This window comes from Streptomyces sp. NBC_00631 (assembly GCF_045206895.1).
Classification (GTDB): domain Bacteria; phylum Actinomycetota; class Actinomycetes; order Streptomycetales; family Streptomycetaceae; genus Streptomyces.
Window position 1 is genome coordinate 10,687,993 of sequence record NZ_CP107734.1, and the last position, 17,045, is coordinate 10,705,037.

The 17,045-nt window shown below is 71.3% G+C and carries 18 protein-coding genes and 1 pseudogene; 15 read left to right on the forward strand and 4 right to left on the reverse strand.

The window, feature by feature from the left end; all coding sequences use genetic code 11:
* Positions 1–46 precede the first annotated feature (46 nt).
* Entirely contained in the window at positions 47–703 is a 657-nt protein-coding gene (locus OHB00_RS48260; protein WP_406445034.1) for a TetR/AcrR family transcriptional regulator, read from the forward strand.
* Here OHB00_RS48260 and OHB00_RS48265 read toward each other — a convergent pair.
* Entirely contained in the window at positions 687–1,727 is a 1,041-nt protein-coding gene (locus OHB00_RS48265) for a zinc-binding dehydrogenase (RefSeq protein ID WP_406445035.1), read from the reverse strand. The genes OHB00_RS48260 and OHB00_RS48265 overlap by 17 nt on opposite strands.
* A gap of 284 nt (positions 1,728–2,011) precedes the next feature.
* On the opposite strand from OHB00_RS48265, the gene OHB00_RS48270 reads away from it, so the two are divergent.
* The 8 genes and pseudogenes from OHB00_RS48270 (at position 2,012) to OHB00_RS48305 (ending at position 9,582) form a co-directional block, all read left to right on the forward strand.
* The gene (locus tag OHB00_RS48270) at positions 2,012–2,734 is read left to right on the forward strand and encodes a response regulator transcription factor (protein WP_406445037.1); all 723 of its coding nucleotides are present in this window, start codon (positions 2,012–2,014) and stop codon (positions 2,732–2,734) included.
* A gap of 94 nt (positions 2,735–2,828) precedes the next feature.
* A pseudogene (locus tag OHB00_RS48275) lies at positions 2,829–3,685 on the forward strand (LysR family transcriptional regulator).
* A gap of 105 nt (positions 3,686–3,790) precedes the next feature.
* On the forward strand, positions 3,791–4,441 hold the full coding sequence (locus OHB00_RS48280; protein ID WP_406445038.1) for a GntR family transcriptional regulator: 651 nt from the start codon (positions 3,791–3,793) through the stop codon (positions 4,439–4,441).
* Positions 4,442–4,490: 49 nt separating this feature from the next.
* Positions 4,491–5,243, forward strand: a complete 753-nt coding sequence (locus OHB00_RS48285; protein WP_406445040.1) for a PIG-L deacetylase family protein — start codon at positions 4,491–4,493, stop codon at positions 5,241–5,243.
* Positions 5,240–5,944 carry a 4-carboxy-4-hydroxy-2-oxoadipate aldolase/oxaloacetate decarboxylase gene (locus OHB00_RS48290; protein ID WP_406445041.1) on the forward strand — a complete coding sequence of 235 codons (705 nt, stop codon included), beginning with the start codon at positions 5,240–5,242 and terminating at the stop codon, positions 5,942–5,944. The genes OHB00_RS48285 and OHB00_RS48290 overlap by 4 nt, the downstream gene beginning before the upstream one ends.
* The gene (locus tag OHB00_RS48295; protein WP_406445043.1) at positions 5,941–7,062 is read left to right on the forward strand and encodes a 4-oxalomesaconate tautomerase; all 1,122 of its coding nucleotides are present in this window, start codon (positions 5,941–5,943) and stop codon (positions 7,060–7,062) included. Before OHB00_RS48290 ends, OHB00_RS48295 begins: the two co-directional genes overlap by 4 nt.
* A complete protein-coding gene (locus OHB00_RS48300) occupies positions 7,043–7,993 on the forward strand; it encodes a catechol 2,3-dioxygenase (protein ID WP_406445044.1) in 951 nt (316 codons plus the stop codon). The genes OHB00_RS48295 and OHB00_RS48300 overlap by 20 nt, the downstream gene beginning before the upstream one ends.
* 263 nt (positions 7,994–8,256) lie before the next feature.
* On the forward strand, positions 8,257–9,582 hold the full coding sequence (locus OHB00_RS48305) for an MFS transporter (protein ID WP_406445045.1): 1,326 nt from the start codon (positions 8,257–8,259) through the stop codon (positions 9,580–9,582).
* A 58-nt stretch (positions 9,583–9,640) separates the two neighbouring features.
* Here OHB00_RS48305 and OHB00_RS48310 read toward each other — a convergent pair whose 3' ends face one another.
* From OHB00_RS48310 to OHB00_RS48320, 3 genes are all read right to left on the reverse strand, one after another.
* Positions 9,641–10,405: a DUF2690 domain-containing protein gene (locus OHB00_RS48310; protein ID WP_406445047.1), complete on the reverse strand. Its 765-nt coding sequence runs from the start codon at positions 10,403–10,405 to the stop codon at positions 9,641–9,643.
* A 195-nt stretch (positions 10,406–10,600) separates the two neighbouring features.
* A complete protein-coding gene (locus tag OHB00_RS48315; RefSeq protein ID WP_406445048.1) occupies positions 10,601–11,023 on the reverse strand; it encodes an SH3 domain-containing protein in 423 nt (140 codons plus the stop codon).
* Positions 11,024–11,163: 140 nt separating this feature from the next.
* On the reverse strand, positions 11,164–11,568 hold the full coding sequence (locus OHB00_RS48320) for a cupin domain-containing protein (RefSeq protein ID WP_181806096.1): 405 nt from the start codon (positions 11,566–11,568) through the stop codon (positions 11,164–11,166).
* A gap of 216 nt (positions 11,569–11,784) precedes the next feature.
* Here OHB00_RS48320 and OHB00_RS48325 point away from each other — a divergent pair, with 216 nt between their 5' ends.
* The 6 genes from OHB00_RS48325 (at position 11,785) to OHB00_RS48350 (ending at position 17,044) form a co-directional block, all read left to right on the forward strand.
* Positions 11,785–12,348, forward strand: coding sequence for a carboxymuconolactone decarboxylase family protein (locus OHB00_RS48325; protein WP_406446325.1), 564 nt, complete (start codon positions 11,785–11,787; stop codon positions 12,346–12,348).
* Between the two features lie 111 nt (positions 12,349–12,459).
* Positions 12,460–13,371 carry a LysR family transcriptional regulator gene (locus OHB00_RS48330; protein WP_406445050.1) on the forward strand — a complete coding sequence of 304 codons (912 nt, stop codon included), beginning with the start codon at positions 12,460–12,462 and terminating at the stop codon, positions 13,369–13,371.
* A gap of 144 nt (positions 13,372–13,515) precedes the next feature.
* Positions 13,516–14,439, forward strand: coding sequence for a VOC family protein (locus OHB00_RS48335; RefSeq protein ID WP_406445051.1), 924 nt, complete (start codon positions 13,516–13,518; stop codon positions 14,437–14,439).
* Positions 14,440–14,460: 21 nt separating this feature from the next.
* A complete protein-coding gene (locus OHB00_RS48340; protein ID WP_406445053.1) occupies positions 14,461–15,909 on the forward strand; it encodes an NAD-dependent succinate-semialdehyde dehydrogenase in 1,449 nt (482 codons plus the stop codon).
* A complete protein-coding gene (locus tag OHB00_RS48345) occupies positions 15,906–16,676 on the forward strand; it encodes a fumarylacetoacetate hydrolase family protein (RefSeq protein WP_406445055.1) in 771 nt (256 codons plus the stop codon). The genes OHB00_RS48340 and OHB00_RS48345 overlap by 4 nt, the downstream gene beginning before the upstream one ends.
* A complete protein-coding gene (locus OHB00_RS48350; RefSeq protein WP_406445057.1) occupies positions 16,673–17,044 on the forward strand; it encodes a VOC family protein in 372 nt (123 codons plus the stop codon). The genes OHB00_RS48345 and OHB00_RS48350 overlap by 4 nt, the downstream gene beginning before the upstream one ends.
* Position 17,045 lies beyond the last annotated feature (1 nt).

A 17,045-nucleotide genomic window follows, 5' to 3' on the forward strand; every position in this document is an offset into this window, starting at 1 on the left:
GGACCGGCCGGTCCGGGTGGCGGCAGGTCCCGGAGCGGTGGTGGGCATGGCGGGCAGGTCGGCGCGGGCGGACCAGGTCAGCGCGACGCGGGAGGCCATCCTGGGCGCGGCGGAGCGGCTCTTCGCCGAACAGGGCGTGTACGCCGTCTCCAACCGCCAGGTCAGCGAGGCCGCAGGCCAGGGCAACAACGCGGCCGTCGGCTATCACTTCGGCACCAAGGCCGACCTGGTCCGCGCCGTCGCCGCCCGGCACTTCGACCGGATCGAGGAGATCCGGGTCCGCCTGCTGGCCGAGGCCGGCGACTCCGACGACATCCGGGACCGGGTGGACTGCCTGGTCCGCCCGATCACCGAACACCTCGCGAGCCTGGGCAGCCCGACCTGGTACGCCCGCTTCTGCGCCCAGGTCATGACCGACCCCGCCCTCTACGACATCATGGTCGAGGAGTCCCTGACCTCGCCGTCGCTGCGCCAGGCCGTCGACGCGCTGAACCGGCGGCTGCCGGAACTGCCCGCCGAGGTCCGCGCCGAACGCGGCCTGATGGCACGGACGCTGATCCTGCACACCTGTGCCGAGCGGGAGCGCGCCCTCGCCGAGGGCACCGCCACCCCGCGTGCCACCTGGAGCGACGCGGCCACCGGGCTCACCGACGCGCTCCTCGGGCTGTGGCTGGCGCCCGTCTCGGCTACGCGTCAAAGGTGACGACCACCTTTTCGGCCGCGCCCGGAGTCAGCGCCAGCTCGAAGGCGCGATGGACGTCGGCGAACGGGACACGGTGGCTGATCAGCTTCGCGAACCGCTCGTGGTGCTCGACCAGTTCGGGGGTGACCTCGAAGATCTCCGTCGGGTAGCCCTGCGAGGCGACCAGGGTCAGCTCGCTGCGGAGCATGCCGCCGAGGTCGATCTCGCCCTTCTTCTGGACGGCGACCATGACCAGCCTGGCGTGCCACTGGGCGTTGGCGACCACCGTGTTGAAGACGGCAGGGGCGCCGGCCGCGTCGATGAAGACGTCGGTGCCGGGGCGGGGCTGGCCCAGTGCGTTGGCGCTCTGCCCGTGCAGCTCGGTCAGCCGCGCGGTGACGTCCTCCTCCGCGGAGTTGATCACGGCGTCCGCGCCCACGGCCAGTGCCTTCTCCAGCCGGGCCGGGATGACGTCGGCGACGACCACGTGCCGTACGCCCCGCAGCTTCAGCCAGATCGCCGCGCCCAGCCCGATCGGCCCGGCGCCGAAGACGACCACCTTGTCGTCCGGCGCGGCCTCGGAGCGGTTGACCGCGTGCCGGGACACCGCCATCGGTTCGTTGAGGGAGGCGACCTCGAACGGCACGGTGTCCGGGAACACCGCGACGCTCCGGCCGACCTCGGCGTTCTCGATCAGCAGGTACTCGCTGAGGGCGCCGTACCGGCCGCCGCAGCCGATGATCCCGGTGGGCGCGTCCTGCGGGTTCACCACCACGCGGTCGCCCACCTTCAGACCCGTGACCTCGGCGCCGGCCTCGACGACCTCGCCGGCCGGCTCGTGGCCCAGGGCGATCGGGACCAGCTCGCCGCCCAGGTGGGCTCGGGCGGGCATGCCGCCCATGTGCAGGAACGTGACGTCCGTGCCGCAGATGCCGCCCGCGCGGATCTTCAGGAGCACGTCCTTCGGACCGGGCACCGGACGCTCGACGTCCACGACCTCGATCCTGCCGCCGCCACCGGTCTGTACGGACTTCATCGTGGCCATGGGGTGGCTCTCGCTTTCTGGTGGTGCCGTGGAGTTCGTCGGGCCGTCCGGCCCGGGAAACGCCCTCGGGCCGGCCGCCGGGCCGGGGGGAGTGGGCCGGCGTCCGGTCCGAGGGCCGCGCCGGTTCCCGTCCCCACGGGGCCCGGCGCGCAGGCCTGCCCGGGGGCAGACCCTCGGGGCGGCCTCCGCTCAGGACGACCCCGATTACTTGAGTTAGGCAAGCACATGTGGCTTACTTGAGTCAAGCAAGCGAATTGCCCGAGCCCCGAACGAACGGTCACCCCATGGACGGCAGCTCTTCCGCGCCCCCGGCGCTCGCTCGTGGCAGTGGGCAGCGCCTCCTGGTCGCCGTCGGTGACCGGGACACGGCCGAACTCCTCACCTCCACACTGGAGTCGGCGGGCTACCGGACCGGTGCGGCGGCCAGTGGCGCCGAGGTGGCGCGGCGGCTCGGCGAGCACCGGTTCGACATGATCGTGGTCGACACCGAACTGCCCGGCCTCGACGGCCTCGCCCAGGGCCCCCTCCGACCGGCCTACCGGCCGCCGGTCCTGCTGCTGGCCGACTGCGCGTCCCTGGCCCGGCTGGTACCCGAGCTCGGCGCCGGCGAGCGGGACTGCGTCACCAAGCCCTTCCGGATCGCCGAGGTCCTCGCCCGGGTCGAGGTCCTGCTCCGGGATGCGGGCCCCGGTGGCCGCCGGGGCCGCACGCTGGACCATGCCGACCTGTCCCTGGACGACGGCACCTGCCGGGCCCGCCGCGGCGACCGGGTCCTCGACCTCACGCCCGCCGAGTACCGACTGCTGCGCCACCTCCTTGCCAACGCCGAGAAGGTGCTGTCCAAGGAGCAGATCAGCCGCTGTGTCTGGGGGGAGTTCCGGGGCGACAACGCCATCGAGCAACTCGTCTCCCGGCTCAGGCGCAAGGTCGACCGGGGCGGCCCCGCCCTGATCCATACCAGGCGGGGTTTCGGTTACTGGCTGGGGGAGCCCGCGGCGCCCGGATGACTGCTTCGCGACGGAACCCACGAGCAGATGCCCCGGGCGGCCGCGCCGGCTGTTGCGCACAATGCATGCGGCCCGGGATCTATACGCTGTGCGTATGAACGAGGTCGAGCTGCGGCAGCTGCGCTGTCTCGTCGCCATCGTCGACGAGGGCACCTTCACCGACGCCGCGATCGCCCTGGGGGTGTCCCAGGCAGTCGTCTCCCGCACCCTGGCCGGGCTCGAACGGGCCCTGGGCGTGCGGCTGTTGCGGCGGATCTCGCGCGAGGTCACGCCGACGGCGCCCGGGGTGCGGGTGGTGGAGCGGGCCCGGCGCGTGCTGGCCGAGGTCGCCGGACTGGTCCAGGAGGCCGCCTCGGGGCCGTCCCGGTTGCGGATCGGGTACGCCTGGTCGGCGTGGGGCGGCACACCGTGGCCTTCCAGCGCGGCTGGGCCGCCGCCCACCCCGGGACCGAGCTGCACCTGGTGCGGGTGAACACGGCCTCCGCCGGTCTCGGTGAAGGGGCCTGTGACCTCGCGGTCGTGCGGAGGCCGTTGGAGGACCGGCGGTTCGCCTCGGCCGTCGTCGGGCTGGAGCGGCGGCTGTGTGCGCTGGCCGCCGACGATCCGCTGGCCCGGCGCCGGACCGTACGCCTGGCCGACCTCACCGGCAGGATCCTCCTGGTGGACCGGCGCACCGGCACCACCACCCCCCAGCTGTGGCCGGCGGAGTCGCGGCCGGTGGTCCAGGAGACGCAGGACGCCGACGACTGGCTCACCGCCATCGGGGCCGGCCGAGTGGTCGGCGTGACCGCCGAGTCGACCGCCAACCAGTACCCGCGGCCCGGCATCGTCTACCGGCCGGTCCGGGACGCGGAGCCGGTCACCGTCCGGCTGGCCTGGTGGCGGGACGACCCGCACCCCGCCCAGCAGGCCGTTCTGGAACTGCTCAGTGAGCTGTACCGCGCGGGCTGAGCACCACGGTCCGCCGGATTGCTCCGGCAATACGGCAGACAAAATTGTTGACAATCTTGTTTGGCTAGATTTACGTTCGACAGGCACTCACTCAGGGAGGGCACGATGCCGAAAGAAGCCCGTCCGAGCACCGGAGAGCAGGCCAAGCAGCATGCGTTCACGCTGCTGCGGCAGGCGATCCTGCACGGCGAGATGGCCCCGGCCCAGCGGCTGGTGGAGAACGAGCTCGCCGAGGAGTTCGGTGTGACGCGGGCCAGCATCCGTGCGGCTCTGATCGATCTGGAGGCCCAGGGACTGGTCGAGCGGATCCGCAACCGCGGCTCGCGGGTGCGGGTGGTGACCGTGGAGGAAGCGGTGGCGATCACGGAGTGCCGCATGGTCCTGGAGGGACTGTGCGCGGCCAAGGCGGCCGTCGCGGCCAGCGACGAGCAGCTCACCGGCCTCGCGGACCTCGGAGCGGCCATGACCAAGGCCGTCGCCGCCGGCGAACCGGTGACCTACTCCGAGCTCAACCACACACTCCACGACAAGATCCGCGAGATCTCCGGTCAGCAGACCGCCGTGGAACTGCTGGAGCGGCTCAACGCCCAACTGGTTCGTCACCGCTTCCAGTTGGCGCTGCGCCCGGGGCGTCCGCAGCAATCCCTGAATGAGCATCTGGCGATGATCGAGGCGATCAGGGCCAGGGATCCGCAGGCGGCCGAGGCGGCCGTCCGCGCCCACCTCACGAGCGTGATCGACGCACTGAGCGGCTGAGACGCCCGGGGTGGGTGGGCGCACACCTGTCCACCAAGGAGAGTTTTCAATGACGCATGCCAACGCGCCTGCCACCCCACCGCGATCCACTCTGGTCGTCACCGCGCACGCCGGGGACTTCGTGTGGCGGGCGGGCGGAGCCATCGCCCTGGCCGCGTCCCGCGGCGAGAAGGTCACCATCGCGTGTCTGACCTTCGGTGAGCGCGGCGAGTCCGCCAAGGCATGGCGCGAGGGCAGGAACCTGGAGGAGATCAAGGCGATACGCCGGGAGGAGGCGGAGAAGGCCGCCGCCGCACTCGGCGCCGAGGTCCGCTTCTTCGACGCCGGCGACTACCCGCTGGTCGCCACCGCCGGGCTGACCGACCAGCTGGTGGCCGTCTACCGCGAGACGCAGCCCGACGTCGTCCTCACCCACCCCGTCGAGGACCCGTACAACGGCGACCATCCGGCCGCCAACCGGATGGCTCTGGAGGCCCGGATCCTCGCCCAGGCCATCGGGTACCCGGGCGAGGGCGACATCATCGGCGCCCCGCCGGTCTTCTACTTCGAGCCGCACCAGCCCGAGATGAGCGGCTTCCGGCCCGAGGTCCTGCTCGACATCACCGAGGTCTGGGACACCAAGCGCAAGGCGATGGAGTGCCTCGGCGCCCAGCAGCACCTGTGGGCCTACTACAGCGATCTCGCCGTCCGCCGGGGCGTCCAGCTCAAGCGGAACGCCGGCCCCAACCTTGGCCTGGCGCACAACACCATGGCCGAGGCGTTCATGCGGCCGTTCCCGCAGATCGCGAAGGAGCTGGCATGAGCGGCGTGATCGTCACCGGGCCGCCGAAGGCCGAGTTGAAGGACGTCGACGCCCTGGCCGCCTTCGGGGTGGCCACCGTGAGCGAGGCGATGGGCCGCACCGGCCTGCTGGGTCCGCAGATCCGGCCCATCCAGCAGGGTGTGCGGGTCGCCGGGACGGCCGTCACCGTGCTCAGCTGGCCCGGCGACAACCTCATGATCCACGCGGCCGTCGAGCAGTGCGGGGAGGGCGACATCCTGGTCGTCACCACCACCTCGCCCTGCACCGACGGGCTCTTCGGCGAGCTGTTCGCGACCGCGCTGCGGCAGCGCGGGGTGCGCGGTGTCGTCCTGAACACCGGCATCCGCGACACCCAGGAGCTGCGCGACATGGGCTTCGCCGCCTGGTCGCGTGCGGTCTCCTCACAGGGCACGGTCAAGGCCACCGGCGGCTCGGTCAACGTGCCGATCGCCGTCGACGGTCAGGTGATCAACCCGGGTGACGTGATCCTCGCGGACGACGACGGGGTCGTGGTCGTACCGCGCGAGCGCGTCCGCGAGACGGCCGAGAAGTCCGAGGCCCGCGAGGCCAAGGAGGCCGCGACCCGCGCCGCGTTCATCGACGGCCAGCTGGGCCTCGACCGCTACGGGCTCCGGGAGACCCTTCAGCGACTCGGCGTCGAGTACCGGACGTACGAGGAGTACCAGGAGCACACCCCGTGACCGGGCCCACGGAGGTGCGCTGCATGCTGATGCGCGGCGGCACCTCCAAGGGTGCGTACTTCCTGGCCGAGGACCTGCCCGCCGACCCCGCCGCCCGCGACGACCTGCTGCTGCGGGTGATGGGCAGCCCCGACCCGCGCCAGATCGACGGCCTGGGCGGGGCGCATCCCCTCACCAGCAAGGTGGCGGTCGTCTCGGTGTCGGACGACCCGGAGGCGGACGTCGACTACCTCTTCCTCCAGGTCGCCGTCGACCGACCGGAAGTGAGCGACCGTCAGAACTGCGGCAACATCCTCGCCGGGGTCGGCCCGTTCGCCGTGGAGCGAGGGCTCGTGGCCCCCGGCGACGGCGAGACCGCGGTACGTATCCGGATGCTCAACACGGGGGAACGGGCCATCGCCACCTTCCCCACCCCGGGCGGGCGTGTCGACTGCACCGGGGACGCCGAGATCTCCGGCGTGCCCGGCACGGCCGCGCCGGTGGTGATCGAGTTCCCGGCCGGGCAGAGCCCGCTGCTGCCCACCGGAAGCGTCCGCGACACCGTCGCCGCAACGGCGGTGACCTGCGTCGACAACGGGATGCCGACCGTCCTCGTCGCGGCGGCCGACCTCGGCGTCAGCGGATACGAGTCGCCCAAGGACCTGGAAGAGAACCTGGCCCTCGCCGACCGCCTCCACGAGATCCGGCTGGCGGCGGGGAAACTCATGGGTCTCGGGGACGTCGAGACGGCCACCGTGCCCAAGCTCAGCCTGCTCGCCCCACCGCGCGACGGCGGCGCGGTCGCCACCCGGACCTTCATCCCCGTCCGCTGCCACACCTCGATCGGCGTCCTCGGCGCCGCCGGCGTGGCCGCGGGGCTCAGGCTGCCCGGCAGCGTGGGGGAGGGGATCGCCCGGCTCCCGGAGCGCGGCGACCGTATCCGCATCGAACACCCCACCGGATTCCTGGAGATCGACACCAGTGTCGACCCGGGATCCGACGGTTCCCCGCCGGCCGCCCGCCGCACCGCGGTCGTCCGCACCGCCCGCAAGATCTTCGACGGCACCGTCTTCCCCCGGTCCGCCGGTACCGCACCCGCACCCCCTCAAGGAGGCAGCCATGGCTCCGCCCCTCGGTGACATCGCCCATATCGGCCATGCCCAGCTGTTCACCCCGGACCTGGACGCCAGCGTCGCCTTCTTCACCGACTACCTCGGACTGACCGTCAACGGCCAGGACGGCGACACGGTCCACCTGCGCACGTACGACGACTACGAGCACCACAGCCTGGTCCTCACCGCCCGCGACCGGCCCGGCCTCGGCCGGCTGGCCCTGCGCACCTCCAGCGAGGAGGCTCTGAACCGCCGTATCAAGGCGGTCGAGGACGCCGGTGGCACCGGCCAGTGGGTGGAGGACGAGCCCGGCCTCGGCAAGCTCTACGTCACCACCGACCCGGACGGCCACGAGCACGCCCTCTACTGGGAGAGCGAGCACTACCGGGCGCCGGACGAACTGAAGCCCGCGCTGAAGAACCAGCCGCAGGCCAAGCCGAACCGGGGCGTCGGCGTGCGCCGCCTGGACCACGTCAACTTCCTGGCCGCCGACGTGCTCGCCAACGCCGAGTTCCAGGAACAGGTCCTCGGGGCCCGGCCGACCGAGCAGGTCCGCCTCGACAACGGGTCCATCGCGGCCCGCTGGCTGACCTTCACCCACAAGTCGTACGACGTCGTGTACACGTCCGACTGGACGGGTTCGACCGGGCGGCTGCACCACATCGCCTTCGCGACCGACACCCGCGAGGACATCCTGCGCGCGGCCGACCTCGCCATCGACACCGGTGTGTTCATCGAGACCGGCCCGCACAAGCACGCCATCCAGCAGACGTTCTTCCTGTACGTCTACGAGCCGGGCGGCAACCGCATCGAGCTGTGCAACCCGCTCACCCGGCTGGTGCTGGCCCCCGACTGGCCGCTCGTGACGTGGACCGAGGCCGAGCGGGCCAAGGGCCAGGCGTGGGGGCTCAAGACGATCGAGTCCTTCCACACGCACGGGACGCCGCCGGTCGGCTGAACCGGTTCTCGTGGCCTCTGGGGGGTGGCCGACGCGTCACGGCGCGTCGGCCACCCCCCTCTGCCGCCCTGGTGGCCGGATCGGTGGCCGGATCGGTGGCCGGATCGGTGGCCGGATCGGTGCTGTGATTGTTGACAAAAGTGTTGACGTTTTTGCCGCCAATCCTTAGCGTCTACGCACCAAGGGTCAGCCGCACGAGCCGCGTCGACCCCCTCTACCGCTTCCCCTCCAGGGAACGCATCCTGGACGAGAGGAAAACAAAGATGTCCTCCTCAACCGCCCTGTCCGCTCGCGGCAGCAAACTGGCCCTGCTGGTCGTCGGTCTGTGCTGGCTGGCCGTGCTCTTCGACGGCCTCGACATGTTCATCTACGGATCGGTGCTGCCCCACCTGCTGGAGACCAAGACCTTCGGCATCACCCCGGACGAGGCCGGCGACCTCGGCTCCTACGCCACCTTCGGCATGCTGGTGGGCGCCCTGACCGCGGGCACGATCGCGGACCGGATCGGCCGCAAGCAGCTGATGATCGCCTGCGTCACGCTGTTCTCGCTCGCCTCGGGCATCTGCGCGGTCTCCGGGAGCCTCGCGGTCTTCGGTCTCGGCCGGACCCTGGCCGGCGTCGGCCTCGGCGGGCTGCTGCCGACCGCGATCAGCATGGTCTCCGACTACGCCAAGGGCGGCCGGGTCGCGATCACCATCGGCGTGCTGATGACCGCCCACCACGCGGGCGGCATCCTCTCCGCCTACGTCGCCAAGTGGCTGGTGGACCCCTTCGGCTGGCGCTCCGCCTTCTGGGTCTGCGTGCTCCCGCTGCTCTTCGTCCCCGTCCTGCTGAAGCTCCTGCCCGAGTCGCTGAGCTTCCTGGTCGCCAAGGGCCGCGCCGAGGAGGCCCGGGCCCTCGCCGGCCGCTACGAGGTCGAGCTGCCCGCCGTCGCCGCCAGGAAGACCGCCGCGGACCGCTGGGACGCCCTGCTCGACCTGTTCCGCGGCGGCGAGTGGCTGCAGACCCTGCTCTACTGGCTGGCCTCCTTCGGTGGTCTGCTGCTGGTCTACGGCGTCGCCACCTGGCTGCCGACCCTGATGCGCACCGAGGGCTACGAGCTCGCCAACGCCCTCACCTTCGTCGTCGTCTTCAACCTCGGCGGCATCGTGGGCATGCTGGTCGCGGGGCGGGCCGCCGACCGGTTCGGCGCGCCGCGCATCTCGGCGATCTGGTTCGCCTTCACCGCCGCCGGCGTCTACCTGCTCAGCGTGCACATGCCGATGGGTGTGACCACCCTGGTCGTCTTCCTCACCGGCGTCTTCCTGAACAGTGCCCAGACGATGATCTACGCGACCGTCTCCATCCGCTCCACCCCCGGCAACCGCGCCACCGCCGTCGGCTGGACCTCCGGCATGGGCCGCTTCGGCGCCGTCTTCGGCCCCTGGCTCGGCGGCCAGCTGCTCGCCGCGGGCAACGGCGACTGGGGCTTCACCGCCTTCGCGCTGGCCGGTGTCTCCTCGATGGTGTTCATCGGCATCGCCGCCCTGCGCTCGGCCCGGCAGCCGCAGGCCAGCAGCGACCAGGAGAAGCTGGTCGCCGCCCACTGACCGGTCGTCGCTCCGGACCGGTCCGGCGCCGCGCTCCTTCCACGGGCGCGGCGCCTTCCTACTGCTCGCCGGCCGGTTCCGCCTCCAGCCCGGTGCAGGCCAGCTGCCCCCCTACCTCCGCACACGCCTCCACTCCCCGGGGCGCCCGCACCGCGAGCATCGGGCTGGTGTAGCCGACCGAGTCCTCGGCGGGATAGCTCGCCGACAGCACGTCCTGCCCGGCCCGGACGGAGACCTCCCGGGCGTGCGGTGTGTGCAGCCGCACCTCGGACCAGACGGTCCCGCAGGCGGGGGACCAGCGCAGCCGGACGTCGTAGGCGACACCGGTGACACGGCTCTTGGTCCGCGCGTCCCGGTCGCACGCCGACGCGTCCGGCAACTCGCCCTGGCAGGACCGGCCGTGACAGCGCGGTGCCGCCGACACCGGCTGCGCACCGGGGGTCCCGCGCCGGTCCGAGACGGTCACGGCCGCCGCCGTCACCCCGGCCACGGCGAGCAGCGCGAGCGCGGTCAACGGCAGCCGCCACCGCCGTCCCACCGGTGGCCTGGCCGGGACCGGTTCGGCGGCCGGCGGCTCCTCGGCGGCCTCGCACAGCGCCAGCACGGCCGCCGGGTCGGCGCCCGCGAGCCGGGCCAGGGCCTCCACGGCCGGGCGCGGCGGTCGTTTGTCGCCGGAGAGATAGCGGTGCCAGGCGGACTTGCTGTACGGGGTGCGGGCGGCCAGTGCCGCGAGGCTCAGTCCCGTACGCTCCTTCAGTTCGCGCAGCCTCGCCGCCGGCGACTCGTCCGGTGGGGTGGTTCTCGCTCCCTCGGAGTGCGGCATGTTGCGTGCCTCGACTTCATTACGCTATGGGCGTTTCGCCCCTGTTGTCGGGATGGCTTCCCACCGGGACCGGGCCCGCAATCGGCGAACAGGTGTGAAGACGGTGAATCGAGGGGTGCATGCCGAAGGCCTGTTCGAGAACACGGGGTTCCCGAACAGGCCTCGGCGGTCAGGGAGTACGGCGGTGCGAACCCGTCAGCACCACGGGACGGCGCGGCCGACCCGGACGTAGTGGGCGGAGACGTACCCCTTGTGGTGCGGGAGCCGGTACCAGGTGTGGTTGCCGCGCACCGAGCCGCCGTAGGTCTTGCAGGCCAGCGGGACGAGCCGGTTGTGGCGGCGGTGGCTCACCACCCGGTAGCGGGTGCTCGGGCCGGAGCGGACGTTGAGCCGGACACGGTGCGTGGCCACCCGGCCCACCGTGCGGTAGGCGTAGTGCCGGTGGTGGAGACGGTGGGCCGCCGGCGCGGGCAGGGTGGTGTAGTTGTAGAACTGCACGATTCCCTGGGGCGCGGGGACCGGGGTGGCGGCGCTCGCGGTGGCGGCCCCGGCCGTGGGCAGGAACGCGAAGACCGCGACCGTGGCCAGCAGGCCGTTCTTCAGGATCCGACGGGACATGGAAACCTCCGTGCTGTCGTGCTCGTGACCACGAAGCGTGATCACGACTCGGAGCGTTTCCGTGCCGGACCGTCACCATGTCGTCCCCGCGTGCCCTGGGACGGCTGGGACGTCCCAGCCGTCCCAGGGCACACCGCGGCTCAGCCCATCTGGTCCTCCGCCGACAGGTGCTCGACCGTCTTCCCGGTGGCCGTGAAGGTCCGCGTGACGTAACCCGACGAGTACACCCACAGGATCCGCAGCGGTGTGTCGCCGACGTTGCGGAACAGGTGAGGGACGGGGGACGGGACATAGGTGGTGTCGAACCGCTCCAGCCGGGTCACCTCGCCGTCCACCCACACCTCCGCCTCGCCCTCAAGGACGGTCACGTGCTCGTCGCAGTTGTGCGAGTGCAACGGCGCCCCGGAGCCGACCGGGTAGACGCTCATCCCGCTGGTGATGAGGTTCTCCCCGCCCGCCGACGGCGTGGTGATCAGCGGTGTCGTCACGACCGCACCGCCCCGGTCCAGCAGGGGTACGGACGCGGCCTTGATGATCGTGGTCATCGGGGGGTTCCTCTCCACTACGACGTACGCGCTACGCCGACCGACGCTAGGCCGCATGCGCGCGAAGGGGTGCCCCCTGGCGTGCAGTTTTACCTTGCGCTCCGGGAGGTGTGAGCGGCTGCGAAGCGGCTGTAGCGTCACCTGGCAATCCACGGCAGCCGGAGAGAGAAGGCAGGTACCGGCCCCATGAGGCTCCCCGTTCTCAGCGAAGACGACATGGACCCCCGCCAGCAGGAGCTGGCCGCCCGGATCGCGGGCCGCCGCGGCGCCGTCCGCGGCCCGTTCCGGGTCTGGCTGCACAGCCCGGAGATGTGCGAACGCGCCGAGTCGCTCGGCGCCTTCGCCCGTTTCGACTGCAGCCTCCCCAAGCACCTGCGCGAACTGACCCTGCTGATGGCCGCCCGCAACTGGGACGCGCAGTACTCCTGGAACGCCCACGTCCACCAGGCGATCGAGGCCGGTATCCCGGAGGCGGCCGTCGAGGCCATCGCCGAGAAGCGCGAGGCGGTCTTCGAGGACGAGGCGGACCAGGCGTTCTACCAGTTCTGCCGGGAGATCCTGGAGGAGCATTTCGTCACCGACGAGACCTTCGCCCGCGCCCTGGCGCACTTCGGTCCCAAGGGTCTGGTCGACACGATCGGCGCCCTCGGCAACTTCACCATGCTCGGCATGTGCCTGAACACCTTCCAGGTCGACCTCCAGGCCGACCGGGAACCCCCGTTCCCGGACATCCGCGGCTACGGCCGGATCGCCCAGGACGGAGCCCCATCCAGGGTCTGACCATGAGAAACGCGGCCGGTCTTTTAAGACGAGAGCCGTTGACAGGATTGCCGACATTCGATTTGTGTGGGTGACCAGCGCGAGCGAGCCGCACGCGCGTTCGGAGGGAAAATGGACCGCTTGCTCCTCATGCACAGCTTCGTGACCGTCGCCCAGGTCGGCAGTTTCAGCGGAGCCGCCAAGAAACTCGGCTCGTCCGGTTCCCTGGTGTCCCGGCACGTGGCGGAGCTGGAGCGGCAGATCGGCGTACGTCTGGTCAACCGCACCGCCCGCTCCGTGAGCCTCACCGAGCCCGGCCAGCGCTACGCCGAGTTCGCTGCCCGGATCCTGGACGAGATAGAGGCGGAGGACGCCGGCATCGCCCAGCGCCACGACCGGCCCGAGGGGACCCTCAGCGTCATCTGCCCCAAGTGGATAGGCAGCCTCGACCTCGGCGACGCCATCGCCGCGTTCTCGGCGGCGCATCCGAAGATCCAGGTCCGGTTCGAACTCGGCGGGATGTCGGACCGCACCTACGACTTCCTGGACAGCGGATTCGACGTCGCCTTCCACACCCGGGACCTCAGGGACTCCAGCGTCCGGCTGAAGAAGATCGCCTCACTGCCGTTCGTGCTGTGCGCCTCGGCGGAGTACATCGAGCGGTGCGGCGCGCTCGACCACCCGAACGACCTGGCCGCCCACGACTGCCTGGTCCACCTCAACGACCCGGTCTGGCGGATCGGCCACGGGCACGCGAGCACCCTGCACAAGATCCGCAACATCGCGTTCTCGTCCAACTCCTACATCGCCCTGCAGAAGGCGGCGGTGCACGGCCGCGGCATCGCCCTGCTGCCCCAGCGCCCGGCCTACGACGACCTCGTCTCCGGCGCCCTCCAGGTGCTGCTGCCCGATCTCGCCGTACCCGACCGCCCGCTCTACGCGATCTACGGACCGGGGCAGGACACCCCGCGCAAGATCAGCGTCTTCCTGGACTTCCTCGCCGAGTGGTTCGCGCAGAACCCGATTCCCGCGATCCGGTCGTAGGCCGGGCGGCCCGGTGCCCGAGTGGCCCGCGGCCGGTGTGGCCCAAGCCGCAAGAAACGCTTGCGCATTCCGTAGAGCTCAGGCCATTGAGCCCCTCACGAGCCGAAACCTACGCTCGCGAGGCGACCCGGAAACGAGGAATCCATGGGAATCCAGAGAATCGAATCGGTCACGTACGGCATCGACGACCTCGGCGTATGTGTCCGGTTCTTCGACGACTTCGGGCTGTTCATGGTGGAACTGACCGACGAACACGCGGTGTTCGAGACCCGCACCGGCCAGTCCCTCCACCTCGACACCCTGCCGTCGCCGCTGCTGCCGGCCCCCGTCGAAAACGGGCCGACGCTGCGCGAGGTCGTCTGGGGCGTCGACACACCGCAGGAGCTGGAGCGGCTGGTGGCGGAGGCGGGCCGGGACCGCGAGGTCCGCGAGAGCGCCGACGGTGTCCACCACACCGTCGACGAGACCGGCTTCGGCGTCGGCCTGACCCTGGCCCGCCCCGCCCCGGCCCCCGTCACGCCCCGGCCGGCCAACACGCTCGGCACCGTCACCCGCTGGAACACCGCCCTGGAACCGATCACCCGGGTCCGCCCGCTGCGCATGTGCCATGTCGCCCTGAACATCCCCAAGGAGGGCCGGGAGGAGGCCGTCGGCTTCTATGCCGACCGGCTCGGGTTCCGCCCGACCGACGTGGTCGAGCCGATGGGCGTGTTCATGCAGGCCCCCGGCGACGACGACCAGCACACCATGCTGCTGTGCCACCGCCCCGACAAGGCGGGCGTCAACCACATCGCCTACGAGGTGCCCGGCTTCGACGACGTGATCGAGGGCGGCAACCACATGATCGAGCGGGGCTGGCGGGAGGCCCGCAGGCTCGGCCGGCACACCATCGGTTCCAACGTCTTCCGCTTCCTGCACGCCCCGTGCGGCGGCCGCGTCGAGTACGCGGCCGACATGGACCGGGCCGACGAGAAGTACGGCACCCGGGTCCACGAGACGACCCCGCCGCATCACATCTGGGCCCTGCGCACCAACCGCGACCAGGAAGCCCCCGCCGCCTCGTCCTGAATCCGAGAGGACACCCCCTTCATGACCACCGACAACGGCTACCCCGCCGTCCGCATGTACATCGCGGGCGAATGGTGCCAGGGCGGCTCCGGACAGACCGCCCCCGTCGTCAACCCCGCCACCGAGGAACCGATCGGCGAGGTCCCGCTCACCACCGCGGCCGACCTCGACCGCGCGCTCGAAGCCGCCGAGCACGGCTTCAAGGTGTGGCGCACGGCCTCGATCGCCAAGCGCTCCGCGATCCTGGACCGCGCCGCCGACCTGATAGCCGAGCGCGCCGCCCAGATCGGCCGGGTGATGACCCTGGAGCAGGGCAAGACCCTCACCGAGTCCACCAACGAGGCCAGGCGCACCGCCGAGACCCTGCGCTGGCACGCCGAGGACGCCCGCCGCGCCTACGGCCGCATCATCCCGTCCGTGCCCGGCACGATCCTCACGGTCCGCCGCGAGCCCATCGGGCCCGTCGCCGCCTTCGTGCCCTGGAACTTCCCGGTCGGCGGCCCCAACCGCAAGATCTCCTCCGCCCTCGCGGCCGGCTGCTCGCTGATCATCAAGGCCTCGGAGGAGACCCCGGCGACGGCCGCCGCCCTGGTGGAGTGCTACGCGGACGCGGGACTGCCCGCCGGAGTGCTCAACCTGGTCTTCGGGGAGCCGGCCGAGGTCTCCGCGCACCTCATCGCCTCCCCGGTGACCCGGCTGATCGCCTTCACCGGCTCGGTCCCGGTCGGCAAGCTGCTCGCCGCCGAGGCCGGCAGGGTCATGAAGCCCTCCCTGATGGAGCTGGGCGGCCACGCCCCGGTGATCGTGTGCGCCGACGCCGATGCCGGTCAGGCCGCCCGTCGCGCCGCCCAGGCGAAGTTCTTCAACGCCGGTCAGGTGTGCACCTCGCCCAGCCGCTTCCTCGTCCACGAGTCCCTCGTCGAGGAGTTCACCGCCGAGTTCGTGAAGGCCGCCGACTCGGTCGTCGTCGGCGACGGTCTCGCCCAGGGCACCACCATGGGCCCCCTCGCCAACGAGCGCCGGCTGCGGTCGGTCGAGCGGCTCGTCAAGGATGCGGTGGACAAGGGCGCGAAGGTGCTCACGGGTGGGGAACGGCTCGACCGCCCCGGGTACTTCTTCGCGCCGACCGTCCTCACCGACGTACCGGCGGACGCGGACCTGCTGTCCGAGGAGCCGTTCGGGCCGCTGGCGCCGATCGTGCCCTTCGCCGGCCTCGACGACGCCCTGGCCGTCGCCAACTCGCTGCCGTACGGCCTGGCCGCCTACGGCTTCACCCGGTCGTCCGCGACCGCCGAGAAGCTGTCGGACGGGCTGGAGGCAGGCATCCTCTCCCTCAACCACTGCGGCGGCTCGGTCCACGAAGCGCCCTCCGGCGGGGTCAAGGACAGCGGCTACGGCCGCGAGGGCGGGCCCGAGGCCCTCGACGCCTACCTGGTCACCAAGCGCGTCTCCCACCTGCTGACGCCATGAGGTACGCACGCATCTCGGTGGACGGCCGGGCGGTCTGGGGCCGGGTCGGGGAGACGGACGTCGAACTCCTCTCCGGCTCCCCGATCGACGGCGAACCCGACGTTCTCGGCACGGTCCCCGTGGCCGAGGCCGTCTGGCTGCCGCCCGTCGTGCCGGGGGTGTTCTACGCCGTCGGCTACAACTACCCCCGGCACATCGAACACGCCGGCGCCGCGACACCCGAGCGTCCCGAGGTCGGCTACCGGGCCAACAACGCGCTCACCGGCCACCGTACGCCGATCGTCAGACCGGCCGAGGTGACCGGACGGTTCGAGGCCGAGCCCGAGCTCGTCGCCGTCATCGGGCGCACGGTCCGGCACGCGACGTACGAGGACGCCCGGAAGTCGGTCTTCGGCTGGACCATCGGCAACGACGTCAGCGCCCGCACCTGGCAGCACCAGGACCGCACGTTCTGGCGGAGCAAGAACAGCGACACGTTCAAGCCGATGGGGCCGTGGATCGAGACCGAGGCCGACGCGCTGGCCCAGACGACCACACTGCGTGTCAACGGCGAGGTCCGGGCCGAGTTCCCCACCGGGGACATGGTCTTCGACCCCTTCGACCACATCGTCGAGATCACCCGGCACATCACCCTGCACCCCGGTGACGTGCTGTGGATGGGCGCGGAGTCCACCTGCCAACTGGAGCCCGGCGACACCGTGGACATCGAGATCAGCGGCATCGGCGTGCTGTCCAACCCCGTACATCTGGAAGGGAACCACCCATGAGCGCGGAACCGCGTTACATCCACCACGTCAACTTCCCCACCACCGACCCGGACCGGACCGCCGCCTGGTACACGAAGGTCTTCGGGATGAAGCGGATCCAGCCCAAGTCCAACACCCGCGTGGTGCTGATGACCCGGGGCAACTTCGACCTGCACTTCACTCCGGTGGAGGAGATGGAGCGCATGGCGCCCTACCACTTCGCCGTCGAGGTCGACGACTGGGACGAGTTCCTCGCCCACCTCAAGGAGCTGGGCATCCGGTACACCCGGCCGATCGAGCGCCCGGAGAACCAGTCCAAGTTCTGCTACATCCACGATCCCGACCACACCATGATCGAGCTCGTCTACCACAGCCGCCGCCCCAACTAAG